Source organism: Nocardioides renjunii (assembly GCF_034661175.1).
GTDB classification, from domain to species: Bacteria; Actinomycetota; Actinomycetes; order Propionibacteriales; family Nocardioidaceae; genus Nocardioides; species Nocardioides renjunii.
This window is the reverse complement of record NZ_CP141058.1, coordinates 3,815,027-3,832,484: the sequence shown is the minus strand read 5'-3', so window position 1 is coordinate 3,832,484 and position 17,458 is coordinate 3,815,027. Positions and strand designations below refer to the sequence as shown.

Genomic DNA, 17,458 nt, shown 5'->3' with positions numbered 1-17,458 from the left:
TTTCGAAAGGGTACTTTCCATGCATGATGGAGTACCGACGCCTGCGTGACCCGCGCGCCCTCACCGCCGTGGCGCACCCGGTCCGGATGGGGATCCTCGAGCTGCTCACGATCGAGGGACCGCTGACCGCGACCCAGCTCGCCGACCGACTCGGTGAGACGCCGGCGAACTGCTCGTGGCACCTGCGCAAGCTCGCCGAGCACGACTTCATCGAGGAGGCCGACGGCGGCACCGGCCGGCAGCGTCCGTGGCGGATGAGCCGGATCGGGCTCAGCTGGGGCGACGAGGACGACGCCGGCCCGGAGGAGCGCCGGGCCGGGGAGGCACTGGCGCGGGCGATGCTCGAGCGCTGGGTGGACCGCTACCTCGACGCGTCCTCCAGGCTCGCGGAGTCCGATCCACCGTGGCGCGCCGCGGGGGAGCTCACGCAGACGATGGGGTGGCTGACGCTGGAGGAGCTGCGCGAGGTCAACGAGCAGGTGGCCGGCATCATCCGGTCCTACGAGGACCGCCTCGCCGACCCGGACAAGCGGCCCGAGGGGTCGCGGCTTGTGGAGATGGTCGCCTGGGGCGCAGCGATCGCGGTCTCCCGGTGAGGGCCGCCTTCGCCCAACCGGGCTTCACGCGACTGTTCGCCGGGCTGTCGACCTCGATGCTCGGCGACTCCATCATGCTGCTGGTCCTCAGCATCTGGGTGAAGACGCTCACCGGCTCGAGCGCGATGGCCGGGTTCACGTTCTTCTTCATGTGCATCCCCGCGATCTTCGCCCCGCTCGTCGGCGTGTGGATCGACCGCATCAGGCGCAAGCCGATGCTGGTGTGGGGCAACCTCCTCTCGGCCGTCGCGGTGCTGCCGCTCCTGCTCGTGCGCGACGCCGGCGACGTGTGGATCATCTGGACGGTCGCCGGGCTCTACGGCGTCAGCTTCGTGGTCCTGCCCGCCGGCCTCAACGGACTGCTCAAGGAGCTGATGCCCGAGCAGATGCTCGTCGACGCCAACTCCAGCATCCAGACCGTCAAGGAGTCCTACCGGCTGTTCGGGCCGCTCCTCGGCGCCGCGCTCTTCGCCTGGCTCGGCGGCTGGGCGGTCGCGCTGGTGGACGCGGCGTCGTTCCTCGTCGCCGCGGCCGTGATCGCCACGATCAGGGTCGAGGAGGAGGCGCCCGAGCCGGAGGAGGGCGCCTACTGGGACCAGCTCACCGACGGCCTGCGGCACCTCGTCCGTGACCGGGTGCTCGGCCACCTGCTCATCGGCTTCGGGCTCTCCATGCTGGTGCTCGGCTTCACCGAGTCGGCCATCTTCGCCCTCACCGACCACTTCGGCGAGCCGGCGACCTACGTCAGCGTCATAGTCTCGGTCCAGGGCATCGGGGCGATCGCCGGAGGCGTCGCCTCCGCCCGGCTCGTACGCCGCTTCGGCGAGGTCGCGACGAGCACGCTCGGGCTGGTGCTCCTCGGGCTCAGCGCCCTGGGCATCGCCGCCTCGCCGGCCATGGCGGGCGTGCTGGTGAGCATCGTGCTGTTCGGGGCGTCCCTGCCGCTGCTGGTGGTGGCCTACATGACCATCCTCCAGCGGCGCACGCCGCAGCGGCTCATGGGCCGGGTCTCGACGGCCGCCGAGGTGGTCATGACGGTGCCGAGCGCCGTGTCGCTCGCCGGCGGCGCCGCTCTGGTGACGCTGGTGGACTGGCGGTGGATCTTCCTGGTCATCGGGGTCGCGACGCTGGCCGGCGCGGGTCACGTCGCCTTCTGGCTGCGCGACGAGCTGCGCGGGCGTACGACGGAGCCGGACCCCCGGGCCGAGGAGGAACCGCCCGTCGACGCCCCGGCGCCGCTCGACCCGTCATCGCCGCTGGGGCCGGGTGTGGGGGCGGCCTAGACTCGGGGCATGGTCAGCCCCCTCCTCGCCCTCCCCGGGGCCGTCGCCGGCGACGGCATCGACGCCCCGGTGGCCGCGCACTACGGTTCCTTCAACACCGAGCAGCGCAGCCTCGCCTCCGGCGACGGGTTCGTGGACCTCTCGCACCGCGACGTCCTGCGGATCAGCGGACCCGAGCGGCTGTCCTGGCTCCACAACCTCACGACGCAGTACTTCGACGGACTGGCCCCCGGGGTGTGGACGCAGGCGTTGGTGCTCAGCCCGCAGGGGCACGTCGAGCACGCCTTCGCCGGCGTCGACGACGGTGAGGCGTTCACCGCGCACACCGAGCCCGGCGCCGGTGTCGCGCTCGTGGAGTGGCTCGAGCGGATGAAGTTCATGACGCGCGTCGAGGTATCGCTGGTCGACGACCTCGCGGTCATGTGGCGCCCGGGCGACGACGCCGGGCGCTACGACCTCGTGCCGCGCGACCGGATGGAGGCCTACGCCGACGCCGCCGGCCCCGCGGCGGGGCTGTGGGCGTTCGAGGCGCTGCGGATCGAGCGCGGCGAGCCACGCTTCGGCATCGACACCGACCACCGCACCATCCCCAACGAGGTGGGCTGGATCGGCCCCGCCGTGCACCTCGACAAGGGCTGCTACCGCGGCCAGGAGACGGTCGCGCGCGTGCACACGCTGGGCCGTCCGCCGCGCCGCCTGGTGCTGCTGCACCTCGACGGCTCCGAGAACCGGCTGCCTCCCGCGGGGTCACCGGTCTCCCTCGACGGGCGCGACGTCGGGTTCGTCGGCTCCAGCGCCCGCCACCACGAGCTGGGGCCGATCGCGCTGGCCCTGGTCAAGCGCAACGTCGCGGTGGACGCCACCGTGGAGGTCGACTCGATGCCGGCGACCCAGGAGGTCCTCGTCGACCCCGAGGTCGGCCTGCACGTCCGACCCCTGCGCTAGGGCGTCAGCCGCGCCGGTACTGCACGTGCGTGTCGGCGGCGGCGTGCTCGAAGCCGAGGCGTGAGTAGACCGCGACCGCGGGAGCGTTGTCGGACTCGACGTAGAGCAGGACCTCCTCGACACCGAGGCGCGAGAGGTGGTGCAGCCCGGCCAGGGTGAGCAGCCGGCCGAGCCCGCGCCCCTGCGCGGTCGGTGCCACACCCACGACGTAGACCTCGCCGAGCCGGGCGTCGTGCTGCTTGGTCCAGTGGAAGCCGAGCATCCCGGAGTCGTCCTCCGCGACGAGCAGGCCGGCCGGGTCGAACCACGGCTCCGCCATCCGCCGGGCGAGGTTGTCGAGGTCCATGGCGCCCTGCTCCGGGTGGTGCGCGAAGGCGGCGGCGTTGACGGCGACCACGTCGGCGGCGTCGCTGTCGCGGTAGCCCCGGATCGTGACGCCGTCGGAGGGCTCGACCGGCGGCAGCGGGAGCGCCTTGGCGCGCCGCATCACCCACAGGTCGCGCACCCGGCTCCACCCGTGCCGCGCCGCGAGCCGGGCGGCGGCGGGGTGGTTGCCGTGCGACCAGGCGGTCAGCTCGCCGTCGTACGCCGTGGTGCCGCGCAGCAGGTCGGCGCCGAGGCCCCGGCCGCGGTCGTCCGGGTGCACCGCGAGGCTGAGGTCGCCGTCGTGCAGCAGCGCGAAGCCACCGGGTCGCACGGTGACGGCGGCCGCCCCGTCGGCGAGGGCGATGCGGGCCGCCTCGTCGAGGGGCGAGGCGCCGTCGACCTCCTCGGCGGCTGCTGCGATCCGGATGACCTCGACGTGCTCGTCCACGTGCCGACCCTAGCGACGGGCGGTCCGGCCGGCGGACCGGTCGGGTGCCGGACGACCGGCGATTCCGCCGACTTGCCTGCGGGGACCGGGGTGATCGGGCAGCATGAGGCCTGCTCGGGACCCGGGAACGCCCGGCGAGCCACGGGACGCACGGGGAACAACGGGGAACACAGGGGAGGCTCGGATGCTGGCGCGACTGCGCACGGCGGTCGCCATCGCGATGCTGGTCGGGATCTTCGTGCTCGCAGCCGGCGTGCTCGGTGGCCTGGTCGTCGCCCTCGTGTGGGTCCTCCGCAACGCGCCGGCCGGCGCGGCGGGACTCGGCTTCCTCCTGTCGTCGGTCGGCTTCGTGCTCGTGGTGGCGCTGCTGCGGGTCTTCCGAGAGGCGACGCCGGACGCGCCCGACGGCGTGGCGCTTCCCCCGGAGCGGGAACCCGCCCTGTGGTCGCTGGTGCGTCAGGCCGCCGAGGCCGTGGCGACCCGCCCGCCGGACGAGATCCGCCTGGTGGCGGACGCCAACGCCGCCGTGTCCGAGGACTCCCGCTGGCTGGGACTGGTCCCCGGCACCCGCATCCTCTACGTCGGCGTCCCGCTCCTCCAGACCCTGACGCGCTCGCAGCTGGTGTTCGTCCTCGGACACGAGATGGGCCACTACAGCGAGCGCCACACGGCGCTCTCCGGGGTGACGCGGCGTGGTCTCGTCGCGCTGGTGGAGGTCGTCGACGGCTTCGGCCCGCGGCGCCCGCTCGGCCGCCTGTTCGGCGCCTACCTCGCGCTCTACGCCCGGGTCGTGCGCGCGGTCGCTCGCGGCCAGGAGCTCGACGCCGACCGCTGGGCGGCCGCCCTGGCCGGTCCCGAGGCGAGCGTCTCCGCGTTGCGTGCCATCGTCGGCACGGCGGCGTCGTGGGACCGGTTCGTGCAGGACCACGCGTCCGTGGGCAACAGCGTCGGCATGGTGCCCCGCGGCGTCTTCGCCGGCTACGCGCAGTTCCTCTCGGTGCCCGCGCACCGTGACGTCGACGTGGACCGGATGATCGCCGAGGAGCGTCGGTCCCCGCTCGACACGCACCCGCCCACCGCGCGCCGCGTGCAGCGCATCGAGAAGCAGGCGCACGAGCTGCAGACCGCAGCCGTGGTGCCGGACGGCGACGAGCCGGCCCTGCGCGTGCTGACCGACCCGGTCGGGGCGATCGCCGAGGTGGAGGCGCACATCGCCCGCGAGAGCTCGCTCACCCCCGTGGCGTGGGAGGGCGCCGCCGAGGTCGGCGGGCGGCGGCGCAACGAGGAGCGCGCCGTCCGGGTGATGTCGCTGGTCGACTCCCTCACGCCGGAGGTCGCCGACCTGAGCCTCGTCGTCCACCTCGCCACCCACGGCCGGCGGCGCGAGCTCGCCGAGCGGCTGGCCGGTCACGGGCTGGACGATCCCCAGGCCCTCGACCTGCTGCGGTCGGTGCTGGAGCTGCTCGTGCGCTGCGCCCTCGTCGGCGCCGGGCACGCGACGTACGTCCACCGCTGGGACCGCCCCGACGTGGTCGTCGACGAGGCGGGCACCGAGGTCGACGTCGCCGGCCTGGTCGAGGCGGTGCCGGGCAACCCGGCTGGCGGCGAGTGGCTCCTCGAGGTGCTGCGCGCCGAGGGGATCTCCCGCACCTGGAACCCCGCCGTCAGCAGCCGGGTGCAGGGCCCGGCCGGCCCGGAGGTGCTGGCCGTGGTCGTGACGAAGCAGAACTGGCGCTACGCCCACCCGGTCCTCTACGTGACGGACGCCGGCCTCGCGATCAGGACGCTGGGCCACCGCGAGTACCACTCGATCCCGCCGATCAGCCCGCAGAAGACGCCGGAGCAGCTGCTCGAGCACTCGACCCGCGTCGACGGCCTGCGGCTGCTGGTGGATCCGACCACGGAGCTCGTGCCCTGGGACGAGGTCGAGCACGTGACGTACGTCGACGGGGCACGCCCGCGCCTCACCGTGCGCAGGAGCGGCCGCACCACGTCCTACAGCGCCGTCGGTGTCGCCGGCGACGTCGTCCAGGCGTTCGGGACGTTCGTCTACGGACGCATCTCGCTCGGCTGACCCGACGAGCCGACGGCAGCGTCCTCGTCCTTGTCGCGCGACGGCACCACGAAGCGGTAGCCGACGTTGCGGACGGTGCCGATGTGGTGCTCGTGCTCGGTGCCGAGCTTGGCCCGCAGGCGTCGTACGTGCACGTCGACCGTGCGGGTGCCGCCGAAGTAGTCGTAGCCCCACACCTCCTGGAGCAGCTGCTCGCGGCTGAAGACGCGACCGGGGTGCTGGGCGAGGTACTTGAGGAGCTCGAACTCCTTGTAGGTGAGGTCCAGCGCCCGCCCGCCGATGCGCGCGGTGTAGGTGGCGTCGTCGACGACGACCTCGCCCCGGCGGATGACGTGGGCCGAGGGGTCCTCGGGGGTGGCGGCCCCCGCGCGGCCGATGGCGAGCCGGATCCGGGCGTCGAGCTCGGCCGGGCCGCACGTGTGCAGCACGACGTCGTCCATGCCCCAGTCGTGGGCGACCACGGCGAGACCGCCCTCGGTGACGACCAGCAGGACCGGGGCGTCGGCGCCGGTGGTGCGGATCAGGCGGCACAGGTCACGGGCGGCCGCGAGGTCCTGGCGCCCGTCGACGAGGACGAGGTCCGACTCCGGCGCGTCGAGCAGGGCGCTGCCCTGGGCCGGGACGATCTTGACCGTGTGGGCCAGCAGCGCGAGCCCCGGCAGCACCTCGGCGGAGGGCTGCAGGGCGCTGGTGATCAGCAGCAGTGCGCTCATGACCGGGCCCTCCTCTCGTGCTGGGCTACCCACCGGGGATGAGGAAGGATATCCCGCATGGACGCCGCAGCCGGGCCCGATCAGGGGAGTGAGACGGTCACCGTGCGCTACTGGGCCGGTGCCCGCGCGGCCGCCGGGACGGCCGAGGACGTCTTCCCGGTCACCGGCGAGACGACCCTCGACGTGCTGGTCCGGCGTGTGCTGGAGCGGCACCCGGACGAGCGGATGGAGCGCACGGTGGCGGTCTGCTCCGTGCTCGTCGGTGACCGGCCGGTCCGCTCGCAGGACCCCGCGACGGTCGTCCTGGCCCCCGGCGCGGTCGTCGAGCTGCTGCCGCCGTTCGCGGGCGGCTGACAACTCCTGAGGCGTCGGGGGTTTGATGTCGCCCCGGTGGGGGATTCCTCACCTGCGACCCACGAAGGGTCGCGCACTAGGTCCAAGGGGGACACAGGATGAATTCAGTTCCAGGGGGAGCGCTCGCGCGCCTCGTGGCAGGGGGCGTCGCCGGAGCGGTCGCCCTCGCCGGGATGACGGTCGGCCTCGCCGCGCCCGCCCACGCGGCGCCGGTGGCCGTGACCACCACGCTCACCGATGCCGCCGGCAACGCGATCGACGGCTACGTGAGGTACGACCAGCTGCAGGCGGACGGCAGCTACACCAACGGCGGCTTCAAGTACGTCGCCGACGGCGTCGTGTCGCTGGCCCTCGAGCCGGGCACCTACAAGCTGCAGTTCGGTGACGACGACGGGCTCTTCGTCCCGGAGTACTACAACGACAAGGCCACGTTCGACACGGCCGACGCGGTCGTCGTCAGCGGCGCCACCGTCCTGGCGCCCGTGTCACTGGTCGCCGCGCCCACCCTGTCGGGCCAGGTGGTCGCCCCCGACGGCAAGCCGATCGAGGACGCCTCGGTCTCGCTCTACCGCGAGGGTGACACGTTCCCCTTCCGCTCCTTCTCCACGAACTCGCAGGGCGGGTTCGCGTTCGGTGTCCCCGCGGGCAGCTACAAGCTGTCCTTCGCCGCCTCCGGCTACGCACCGGAGTTCTTCAACAACAAGCCCGACCTCGCCAGCGCCGACCTCGTCGCCGTGGGCGCCGGTGGCGCCGGTGTGGGTCAGGTCGTCCTGACCGAGGGCAGCGTCGTGGCGGGTCGGGTGACCGGCCCCGGTGGGGTGCCGCTCGAGCGCGCCCGCGTGGACGTCCTCCCCGAGGGCAACGGCAACAGCTACAGCGACCTGACCGACGCCAACGGCGTCTACCGGGTCGACGGTGTGCGCGCCGGCAGCTACAAGGTCCAGTTCAGCGACCCTGTCGGCGAGTACCTCGGCGAGTGGTACGCGGACAAGGCCGACCGGGCCACCGCCGACCCCGTCGCGGTCGGCATCGAGCAGGCCGTCTCCCTCGACGCCGAGCTCGCTCTGGACCCGAACCGCCGGGTCGTGGACCCCGCCACGGTCGACGTCTACGGCCAGGTGGTCGACTCGGCCGGCGCGCCCGTGATCGGCGCCCAGGTGGTCGCCTACGACACGCCCGCCGACGCGGACCGTCCCGAGGCGTGGAGCTTCGTCCGCACCAACCGTGCCGGCCAGTACTTCTTCGACGAGCTCGACGACTCCACCGAGGACGCGTGGAAGCTGCAGGCCTCCGACGTGCTGGAGCGGGAGGAGGGTCAGTACGACCGCCTCGACCGCTGGTTCGGTGGCGCCCAGTCCTACGACGTCGCCAAGGTCCTCGCCACCTCGACGCCCGGTGCCAACATCACGTTGCCCCTGACCGGCGGGATCAGCGGCACGGTCACCTCCGAGTCCGCTCTCCCCGTTGACGGCGTGGTCGTCAGCTTCTTCGACGAGAAGGGCAACCCGGTCAACGCCTCCTCGGGCGTCGGCACCGAGAAGAACGGCACCTACACCACCACCGACCTCGTCCCGGGCACCTACAAGGTCCAGTTCGTCGACTACGGCAACTACTTCGGCTCGGGCGTCGTCGTACGGCACGCGCCCGAGTGGTACGACGACGCGACGTTCGCCAAGGCCAAGACGGTCACCGTCACCAGCGGGCAGACCGCCACCGGGATCAACGCGGCGCTGGGCAAGGACCTCAAGGCGCTGCGCGCACCGGAGATCCGGGGCAAGCAGTACCTCGGCGGCAAGCTGACGGCGTACGCCGGCGTGTGGGCGATCGAGAGCGGCACCACCTACAGCCACGAGTGGCTCCGTGACGGCGCCGTCGTGGGCACCGGTCCGACCTACCAGGTCACCAGCGCCGACAAGAACGAGCGCCTGGTGCTGCGCACGGTCGCCGAGAACGACGGGCTGTCCGGCATCGCGCTGACCAGCTCCCAGGTGATCAAGAAGAAGCCGAAGATCAAGGTCTCGGTCACGGGCAAGACGGCCTCGATCGTGGTCAAGGCCAAGAAGAAGCAGGCCAAGAAGATCAAGGGCACCGTCGTCGTCAAGAAGCTCGTCCGCGAGGACGAGTACGGCGCCCCGGTCTACACGTCGATCGGCAAGGGCAAGCTCCGCAAGGGCAAGGCCTCCGTGAAGCTCAAGAAGCTGGCCAAGGGCAAGAACAAGCTCGTCTTCGTGGTCACCTTCACGAAGGGCAAGCTCGGCGACGCCGAGATCGCCAAGACCGTCAAGGTGAAGAAGGGCTGACCCTTCGCTGCGCCACCGACAGGGCCCCGGGATCCTTCCCGGGGCCCTGTCGCCCGTCCGGCCGGAACAAAACCACCCGCCCGACCCGTTGGCCTGGGGTGAGCACCGGAGCCTGGATCGCCGTCGCGGCCGTCGTCGTGGCGCTGGCCGTCGGCGGGTGGCGGCTCGCGACCGACGGTCGCTTCCGCGGCACGCACGTCGTACGCCGCGGGGCAGGCGCCCCGGACTCCGCCTCCCGTGAGGCGCCACGCGAGGCCTCGACCGGGGAGTCCGACGTGGTCCCGCCCGGCGCGGCCCTCGTCACGGCCGTCGGGGGCTCGCTCGGTGAGCGGGCCACCCTGCTGCAGTTCTCCAGCGCCTTCTGCGCCCCCTGCCGGGCCACCCGTCGCGTCCTCGACGACGTGAGCGGGCTCGTGGACGGCGTCGTGCACGTGGAGGTGGACGCCGAGCAGCACCTCGACGCGACGCGGGCCCTCGGCATCCTGCGCACGCCCACCACGATCGTCCTCGACCGCACGGGCGTCGAGGTGACCCGCGCGACCGGCGCACCGACCAAGGACCAGGTCCTCACCGCCCTGGCTGCCGCCGTGTCTCACCATCCGGATGGTACGACCACATGATGAGACCAGCGACGGAGCGCGCGTCCGGACGGCCTACTGTCGTCGTCATGTCCTCGACCATGCTCACCAAGCGCCGCGCAGTGGACCACTGCCGCGTGCGCTCGGCGCTGTGTCGAATGTCGTAGTGGCCCCACCGCACGACTGAGCACCGCTGTCCGGCACCTGCTGGACCCTGCTCACGGTGGGACCCGGCGCCGGGCCATGCCCCGGCGCGCCCGGCCAGGTGCCGCGACGACCACCCAGGAGAGACATGTCCACCACTGCCACGCCGCGCCCCGCGGCGACCGCGGGGCCGCCGCACGGCGCCATCGACCCGCGGGGCCCGCAGCTCGCCGCCGGCCTGACCGCCGTGGTGCTCGTCGCCGTCCTGCTGCTGCCGGCCCCGTACTCCGTGGCGCTGCTCGTCGTCCAGGCGGCGCTGTTCGCGCTCGGCGCCGTCCGCGGCGTCCAGGCGACGCCCCACGCCTGGGTGTTCCGCACCCTGGTGCGTCCCCGCCTGGGCCCGCCGCGCGAGTGGGAGGCGCCCGAGCCGCCGCGCTTCGCGCAGGCCGTGGGCCTCGGTTTCGCGCTCGTAGGGCTCGTCGCCCTGCTGGCCGGCGCGACGGTCGTGGGCCAGGTCGCCGTGGGCGCAGCGCTCGTCGCGGCCCTGCTCAACGCCGTCTTCGCCCTCTGCCTGGGGTGCGAGGTCTACCTCCTGCTGCGCCGCGCCACCGCCCGACGCATCGCCGCCTGACCGAGCCGCCCGACCGGGCGGCGCACCCATCCACGACTGTTCACCACCAGCAAGGAGCACACCACCATGAGCCGCGAGAACTCTCTCGTCACCGCCCAGTGGGTCGAGGACAACCTCGACACCGACGGCGTCGTCCTCATCGAGGTCGACGAGGACACCACCGCCTACGACAAGGGCCACATCCGGGGAGCTATCAAGCTCGACTGGACCACGGACCTCCAGGACCAGGTCCGCCGCGACTTCGTCAGCAAGGAGCAGTTCGAGGCCCTGCTGTCCGAGCGTGGGGTGTCCAACGACGACACCGTCGTCCTCTACGGCGGCAACAACAACTGGTTCGCCGCCTACGCCTACTGGTACTTCAAGCTCTACGGCCACCAGGACGTCAAGCTGCTCGACGGCGGCCGCAAGAAGTGGGAGCTCGACTCCCGTGAGCTGACCGACGAGCCGGTCCAGCGCGCCGCGACCTCCTACACCGCGAGCGAGCAGGACTCCTCGATCCGCGCCTTCCGCGACGAGACGGTCGCCGCGATCGGCGTGAAGAACCTCGTCGACGTGCGCAGCCCCGACGAGTACGCCGGACGCCTCCTCGCCCCCGCCCACCTCCCGCAGGAGCAGGCCCAGCGCGCCGGCCACGTCCCGACGTCCATCAACGTCCCGTGGTCCAAGGCCGCCAACGACGACGGCACCTTCAAGTCCGACGACGAGCTGCGCGAGCTGTACGCCTCCGCGGGCCTCGACGACAGCCGGGACACCATCGCGCTGTGCCGGATCGGCGAGCGCTCCTCGCACACGTGGTTCGTGCTGCACGAGCTGCTCGGCCACCAGAACGTGAAGAACTACGACGGCTCGTGGACCGAGTACGGCTCCCTCGTCGGCGTCCCGGTGGCCCTCGGCGACGAGCCCGGGGAGGCCTGACATGTGCGGAGCCAAGGAGGGTGGCCTCTCGCTCGACGGCGTGAACGTCGCCAAGGAGGCCGTGATCCAGGGCCAGGTGCTGCGCGGTGGTGCGGCGGACGGCGAGCCCGTCTCCAACGCCTACGTCCGGCTGCTCGACCGCTCGGGCGAGTTCACCGCGGAGGTCCCGACCTCGGCCACCGGCCACTTCCGGTTCTTCGCGGGCGACGGTGAGTGGACGCTGCGCACCCTCGCGCCGAAGGCCCAGCCGGTGGACACCCGCGTCGTCGCGGCGACCGGTTCCGTCGCCGAGGTGCAGGTGCTCGTCAGCGCCTGACGCGTCGACTGGTCCAGTCCGAGGATCGCCCTGCGCCGCGTGCGCAGGGCGATTCCCTCATTTTCCCCTCCGTTTCCCGCAAGGTCGCACCGCCCGCGGCACCGGCCTCGTACCGTGGATCACCGGTCGCGTGTGCAGGGAGGTGTCGTCGTGGTCGCTTCGCGCGTCGACGTGCCCTCGACCGACGACCTGTGGCGCCTGACCATGGAGCACTCCCCGGTCGGCATGGCCATCGTGTCGCCCGCCGGCGACATCCTCACGACCAACGCCGCGCTGTGCGACATGCTCGGCTACGAGCCGGACGCGCTGGCCACGATGAGCTTCCAGGACCTCACCCACCCCGACGACCTCGCCGCCGACCTCCGCCTGGTCGACCAGGCCCTCGCCGGCGACATCAGCAGCTACCGGGTCACCAAGCGCTACCTGTGCGCCGACGGTGGCGTGGTGATCGGCGACCTGTCGGTGGCGCTGCTGCGCACGCCGGGCGGTGAGCCGGTCCACTTCATCTCGCAGGTCGCCGACATCACCGAGCGGCAGGCGTTCGTCGAGCGCCTCGACGCGGCGGAGGCGGCGGCCGACGCCGAGCGCCGCACGGCCCACGCGGTGTTCGAGAGCCTCACGGTCGGCATCCTCCAGCTCGGCGCCGACGGCAGCTTCCTCGCCCACAACGCCCGGCTGCGCGACTTCATCGGGCTCGCGTTCCCCGAGGGCCACCCCGGTGGCACCGGACTCGTCGGCTTCACCTACGACGCCGACCAGCAACGGCTCCTGACGGTCGAGGAGCTGCCGTCGGTGCGGGCCGTGACCGGCGAGTCCTTCGACGACGTCCTCCTCTGGATCGGCGAGGACGCCGGCTCCCGCCGCGCGCTCTCGGTGTCCTCGCGACCGCTCCACGACCGCGTCGGGGCACTGACCGGCGCCGTCCTGGCCTACCACGACGTCACGGACTCGGTGCGCGCCACCAAGGCCAAGGACGACTTCGTCTCCACGGTGTCGCACGAGCTGCGTACGCCGCTGACGACCGCGCTCGCCTACCTCGAGCTGCTCGACGAGTCCGACGACGTGAGCGTCGAGGGCCACCAGCAGGTGGCCGCCGCCCGCCGCAGCATGCTGCGCCTGTCGCACCTCGTCGCCGACCTGCTCTTCGTCACCCGCGCGGCGTCCGGCTCCCAGCTCGTCGACCCCTACCGGGTCGACGTCGCCACGATCCTCGCCGAGGCCGTCGAGGCGGCCTCGCTGGACGCCGAGCGCGCCGGGGTCGGGCTGGTCCTCCACTGCCCGCGGAGCGTCGTCGCCGTCGCGGACGGCATGCGGCTGCGCCAGGTCGTGGACAACCTGCTGGCCAACGCCGTCTCCTTCAGCCCGCCCGGCGGCTGCGTCACGACGACCCTCGTCGAGGGCGCCGACACCGACGACGCCCAGCTCGTGCTCACCGTCGCCGACGAGGGCGAGGGCATCGATGCCGCGGACCTCGAGCACGTCTTCGACCGCTTCCACCGCGGCGACAACGCCCGGCGCCTGGGAGTGCCCGGCAGCGGCCTGGGGCTCGACATCGTGCGGACCATCGTCGAGGCGCACGGCGGCCGGGTCACCATCGAGAGCAGCCCCGTCGCGGGCACCTCGGTGTCCGTCGTGCTGCCGCGCTGACCGCTCGACGCTCCCGTCACGCGCGAGGACCCCCCGCATCGAGTGCGAGGGGTCCGGGTCGCGACCGGGTGGGGACCGGTGCGTGTCCCGCGATGGGGGATCGCGGGGGCGTCGCCATGGCCGATACGAGGTATTTGCCAACGGGACTTGCCCAAGTTTGCCAAACCGGAACAGACTCGGCACTGCTTTTGACAATATTTCTCGTGCAGGCCGCTCGGGACGGTTGACGCACCCATTCAGCACCTAGCCCCTGGAGACACCATGAACCGCAAGGCCACCCGCATCCTCGTCGCCGCCGTCGCCCTCGTCAGCCTGGCCGGATTCGCCGCGCCCGCCGAGGCGCAGGTCCGTCAGACCGCGCGGACGGGCTGGTGCTGCTGAGCGAACACGGCCCTCACGGGCTGGATCCGGCGGCGATCGGTCAGCTGCGGGCGAGCGTGGGCGAAGCCACGCGCGCCCGCAGCCCGGTCGAGGCCGCCGCACGCCGGTAGGCGTCCGACGCGGCCTCGGTCAGACCCACGCCCTGGAGGAGGTCGGCCAGCTCGAACCAGAGCTGCGCGGCGACCCGGTCGGCACCGATCGCCGACAGGGTGAGGACCGCTCGCTGGAAGCACGAGCTCGCCTCGGCCGAGTCGCCCTCCGATGCGTACGTGCTGCCGAGCAGCGCCCATGCCTCGGCCTCGGCGAGCGGCAGGTGTCCGTTGGCGACGACGTGCACCTGGGCGACGAGGTCGCGACTCGCCGACACGTCGCCGGACAGGAAGGCGGCTCGGGCCAGTCCGAGCAGCACCTGGGCCCGGTCGGAGGACGTGGACGGGCTCCACTCCATCTCGGCGGCAGCCTGCTCGAGGTTGTGCCGCGCGTCGTCGAGGGCCGGGGGGTCGAGCTCGAGCTGGAGCCGGCCCACCTCGCCACGCAGCAGGGCGAGGTTGCGGGCGTCCTGTCCCTCGCCCAGCAGCGCGAGGGCGCGCTCGGCGAGCGGGACGGCGGTGGCGACGTCACCGCGCCGTGCCTGCATGGCACTGGCGTTCCAGTAGGCCGAGGCGCGCGCCTTCGACGTACCCAGCGACTCCGCGCGGGCGATGGCCTTGCTGCACATGCGGACGGCGTGACCGGTGTCGCCGCGCTCGAAGTGGGCGGCGGCCAGGGTGACCGCGAGCTGGACGGCCTCGTCGCAGGCGTCGAGGCCCGCGTCCTCGACGTAGGTGAGGATCCGCTCGCCGCACTCGATCGCGCGACCGAGGTCGCCGGACTCGCGGTAGATCCGGCTGAGCGCGATGCCGGCCTTGATCCTGGTCAGGCCGTCGGTGTCGTCGTCGACCAGTGCCTCGAGCTCGAGGATGGCGTCGTCCTCGCGGTCGGTGGCCTCGAGCGCGCGGGCGCGGAGCAGCCTCGCCCGGTCGCGCATCCCCGCGACGGCAGAGCCCTGCAGCTGCTCGATCGCCCGGGCGAGGTGCGTCTCGGCGTCGCGGGGCTGGCCCGACTCCAGCGACAGCTCCGCGTAGTCGAGCGCCAGGCGGATCTCGTCGACCACCTGGCGGTCCGGCTCGCCGAGGAGTGACTCGACGGTGACGTCGAGGCGCTCGGCCAGCGCGACGAGGAGCGGGAACGTCGGCCCGCGGTGCCCTGCCTCGATGCGCGACAGGTAGGCGACCGACATGAGGTCGCCGGCCACCTCACCCTGGGTGAGTCCACGGGCCTGGCGCTCGGACCGCAGGCGACGGCCCAGTGCCTCACGGTCGGTCTGCGCGAGCAGCTCGGCTTGACGCGAGTCCATCGGGCCATTGTGGTGCACGTTTGCCAACGAGGAGTTGATTTCAGTCAACTTTGTCCTGACGGCATGTCCGGAGCCGCCTCGAGCGGCCCCGGACACGTGCGCTCAGCTGCCGCTGTTGATCATCCCGGCGCCGACGGTCACGCCGGTGGCCTCGTCGATCAGGATGAAGGAGCCGGTGGTCCGGTTCTTCGAGTACGGGTCGCACAGCAGCGGCACGGTGGTGCGCAGCTGGACGCGGCCGATCTCGTTGAGACCGAGCTCCTTGGTGTCCTGGTCGCGGTGGAGCGTGTTGACGTCGAGGCGGTACTGGATGTCCTTGACCATCGCCCGACCGGTGCGGGTGGTGTGCTTGATCGCCAGCTTCTGGCGGGGCCGGAGCGGCTCGTTGGTCATCCAGCAGATCATGGCGTCGATGTCCTGGCTGGGCTTCGGCGCGTTCTTGGGACGGGCGATCATGTCGCCGCGCGAGACGTCGACGTCGTCCTCGAGGTGGACGGTCACCGACATGGGCGGGAACGCCTCGGCGACCTCGGTGTCGAAGAGCTCGACCTTCGCGATCTTCGAGGGCATCCCGCTGGGGAGCACGACGACGTCGTCGCCCTTCTTCAGCACGCCGCCGGCCACCTGGCCGGCGTAGCCGCGGAAGTCGTGGTACTGGTCGGACTTGGGGCGGATGACGTACTGCACCGGGAAGCGGGTGTCGACGAGGTCGCGGTCGGAGGCCACGTGCACGTGCTCGAGGTGGTGCATCAGCGTCGGGCCGGAGTACCACGGGGTGTTCTCGGAGCGGTTCACCACGTTGTCACCCTGCAGCGCCGAGATCGGGATGACCTCGAGGTCGGGGATGTTGAGCTTCGTCGCGAACTGCGTGAACTCCTTGTGGATCTTCTCGTAGACCTCCTCCGACCAGTCGACGAGGTCCATCTTGTTGATCGCCAGCACGAGGTGCGGCACCCGCAGCAGCGAGAGCAGCACGGCGTGACGGCGGGACTGCTCGGTGAGGCCCTGGCGAGCGTCGACCAGGACGAGCCCGAGGTCGGCGGTCGAGGCGCCGGTCACCATGTTGCGGGTGTACTGGATGTGGCCCGGGGTGTCGGCGATGATGAACTTGCGGGTGGGCGTCGCGAAGTAGCGGTAGGCCACGTCGATGGTGATGCCCTGCTCGCGCTCGGAGCGCAGCCCGTCGGTCAGCAGCGCGAGGTCGGTGTAGTCGTAGCCCTTGGACTGGCTCGTCGACTCGACCGCCTCGAGCTGGTCCTCGAAGATGGATTTGGAGTCCAGGAGCAGACGCCCGATGAGGGTCGACTTGCCGTCGTCCACGGAGCCGGCGGTCGCGAAGCGGAGCAGGTCCATCTCGCCCTGGGCGGTCGTGTGGGAGTCAGTGGTCTGCGGGGTGCTGGCCATCAGAAGTAGCCTTCCTTCTTGCGGTCTTCCATGGCTGCCTCGGAGAACCGGTCGTCGCCACGGGTGGCGCCGCGCTCGGTCACTCGGGCGATGGCGATCTCGTCGATGATGGCGGCCGTGTCGGTGGCCACGGACTCCACGCACCCGGTCTGGGTGCGGTCACCCACCGTGCGGAACCGCACCATCTTGGTCTCGGCCGTCTCGCCGCCCTTGGGCTGGATCTCGGGACCGATCGAGAGCAGCATGCCGTCGCGCTCGACGACCTCGCGCTCGTGGGCGAAGTAGATCGACGGGATCTCGATCTGCTCGCGGTGGATGTAGTGCCAGATGTCGAGCTCGGTCCAGTTGGAGAGCGGGAAGATCCGCATGTGCTCGCCGGCGTGGATGCGGCCGTTGTAGAGGCTCCACAGCTCGGGGCGCTGCATCTTGGGGTCCCACTGGCCGAAGTCGTCGCGGTGGGAGTAGACGCGCTCCTTGGCGCGGGCCTTCTCCTCGTCGCGACGGCCACCGCCGAAGGCGGCGGTGAAGCCGTTCTCCTCGATGGCGTTGAGCAGGGCGCCGATCTGCTGGCGGTTGCGGCTGGTCTTGCCGTCGTCGACGACGTGGCCGGCCGCGATCGCGTCCTCGACGGAGGCCACGATGATACGCGCGCCGAGCCGCTCGACCCACGAGTCGCGGGTCTCGAGCACCTCGGCGAAGTCGAGTCCGGTGTCGACCTGCAGCAGGGGGAAGGGCAGCTTGGCCGGGAAGAAGGCCTTCTCCGCGAGGCGGAGCATGACGATGGAGTCCTTGCCCCCGGAGAACATGAGGACCGGCTTCTCGAACTCGGCGGCGACCTCACGGAAGATGTGGATCGACTCGGCCTCGAGCTGGTCGAGCTGACTCAGCCGGTAGTCGACGTGGGTGTTGGTCATGGCGTGGCAAGGACCTCTCTAGGGACAGCAGCGCTCATCGTAGCGACGTCGCA

General features: G+C 72.0%; 16 protein-coding genes. 11 read left to right on the top strand and 5 right to left on the bottom strand.

Features of this window, described 5'->3' with window-relative positions; translation table 11 throughout:
* Positions 1-23: 23 nt before the first annotated feature.
* From SHK17_RS18365 to ygfZ, 3 genes are read left to right on the top strand one after another with little or no spacing between them, the layout of a single operon-like run.
* Positions 24-596 (top strand): helix-turn-helix domain-containing protein, encoded by a 573-nt coding sequence (locus SHK17_RS18365; RefSeq protein ID WP_322920273.1) that lies wholly within the window; start codon positions 24-26, stop codon positions 594-596.
* Positions 593-1,879, top strand: a complete 1,287-nt coding sequence (locus tag SHK17_RS18360) for an MFS transporter (RefSeq protein ID WP_322920272.1) — start codon at positions 593-595, stop codon at positions 1,877-1,879. The genes SHK17_RS18365 and SHK17_RS18360 overlap by 4 nt, the downstream gene beginning before the upstream one ends.
* A gap of 9 nt (positions 1,880-1,888) precedes the next feature.
* Positions 1,889-2,824 (top strand): CAF17-like 4Fe-4S cluster assembly/insertion protein YgfZ, encoded by a 936-nt coding sequence (ygfZ, locus tag SHK17_RS18355; protein ID WP_322920271.1) that lies wholly within the window; start codon positions 1,889-1,891, stop codon positions 2,822-2,824.
* 4 nt (positions 2,825-2,828) lie between these two features.
* On the opposite strand, the gene mshD is transcribed toward ygfZ, so the two are convergent.
* Positions 2,829-3,638 (bottom strand): mycothiol synthase, encoded by an 810-nt coding sequence (gene mshD, locus SHK17_RS18350; RefSeq protein ID WP_322920270.1) that lies wholly within the window; start codon positions 3,636-3,638, stop codon positions 2,829-2,831.
* A 184-nt stretch (positions 3,639-3,822) separates the two neighbouring features.
* Between mshD and SHK17_RS18345 the strand changes: the two genes are divergently transcribed.
* The gene (locus tag SHK17_RS18345; protein WP_322920269.1) at positions 3,823-5,712 is read left to right on the top strand and encodes a M48 family metallopeptidase; all 1,890 of its coding nucleotides are present in this window, start codon (positions 3,823-3,825) and stop codon (positions 5,710-5,712) included.
* Here the strand turns inward: SHK17_RS18345 and SHK17_RS18340 are convergent.
* Entirely contained in the window at positions 5,688-6,425 is a 738-nt protein-coding gene (locus SHK17_RS18340) for a winged helix-turn-helix transcriptional regulator (protein ID WP_172266981.1), read from the bottom strand. The two genes, SHK17_RS18345 and SHK17_RS18340, sit on opposite strands and share 25 nt — an antisense overlap.
* Before the next feature lie 57 nt (positions 6,426-6,482).
* On the opposite strand from SHK17_RS18340, the gene SHK17_RS18335 reads away from it, so the two are divergent.
* From SHK17_RS18335 to SHK17_RS18305, 7 genes are all read left to right on the top strand, one after another.
* Positions 6,483-6,779, top strand: a complete 297-nt coding sequence (locus SHK17_RS18335) for a MoaD/ThiS family protein (protein ID WP_172266978.1) — start codon at positions 6,483-6,485, stop codon at positions 6,777-6,779.
* Positions 6,780-6,877: 98 nt separating this feature from the next.
* A complete protein-coding gene (locus SHK17_RS18330) occupies positions 6,878-9,079 on the top strand; it encodes a carboxypeptidase-like regulatory domain-containing protein (RefSeq protein WP_322920268.1) in 2,202 nt (733 codons plus the stop codon).
* A gap of 98 nt (positions 9,080-9,177) precedes the next feature.
* The gene (locus tag SHK17_RS18325; protein ID WP_322920267.1) at positions 9,178-9,699 is read left to right on the top strand and encodes a TlpA family protein disulfide reductase; all 522 of its coding nucleotides are present in this window, start codon (positions 9,178-9,180) and stop codon (positions 9,697-9,699) included.
* Between the two features lie 250 nt (positions 9,700-9,949).
* Entirely contained in the window at positions 9,950-10,432 is a 483-nt protein-coding gene (locus SHK17_RS18320) for a DUF4395 domain-containing protein (protein WP_322920266.1), read from the top strand.
* Between the two features lie 66 nt (positions 10,433-10,498).
* The gene (locus SHK17_RS18315; protein ID WP_172266965.1) at positions 10,499-11,347 is read left to right on the top strand and encodes a sulfurtransferase; all 849 of its coding nucleotides are present in this window, start codon (positions 10,499-10,501) and stop codon (positions 11,345-11,347) included.
* Between the two features lies 1 nt (position 11,348).
* Positions 11,349-11,663, top strand: coding sequence for a DUF1416 domain-containing protein (locus SHK17_RS18310; protein ID WP_172266962.1), 315 nt, complete (start codon positions 11,349-11,351; stop codon positions 11,661-11,663).
* Between the two features lie 150 nt (positions 11,664-11,813).
* Positions 11,814-13,310, top strand: coding sequence for a PAS domain S-box protein (locus tag SHK17_RS18305; RefSeq protein ID WP_322920265.1), 1,497 nt, complete (start codon positions 11,814-11,816; stop codon positions 13,308-13,310).
* 421 nt (positions 13,311-13,731) lie between these two features.
* Here the strand turns inward: SHK17_RS18305 and SHK17_RS18300 are convergent, their stop codons facing one another.
* From SHK17_RS18300 to cysD, 3 genes are all read right to left on the bottom strand, one after another.
* On the bottom strand, positions 13,732-15,087 hold the full coding sequence (locus tag SHK17_RS18300) for a helix-turn-helix domain-containing protein (protein WP_322920264.1): 1,356 nt from the start codon (positions 15,085-15,087) through the stop codon (positions 13,732-13,734).
* 102 nt (positions 15,088-15,189) lie between these two features.
* Positions 15,190-16,491 (bottom strand): sulfate adenylyltransferase subunit CysN, encoded by a 1,302-nt coding sequence (cysN, locus tag SHK17_RS18295; protein WP_172266952.1) that lies wholly within the window; start codon positions 16,489-16,491, stop codon positions 15,190-15,192.
* Positions 16,491-17,405 carry a sulfate adenylyltransferase subunit CysD gene (gene cysD / locus SHK17_RS18290; protein WP_172266948.1) on the bottom strand — a complete coding sequence of 305 codons (915 nt, stop codon included), beginning with the start codon at positions 17,403-17,405 and terminating at the stop codon, positions 16,491-16,493. The genes cysN and cysD overlap by 1 nt, the downstream gene beginning before the upstream one ends.
* Positions 17,406-17,458: the final 53 nt, after the last annotated feature.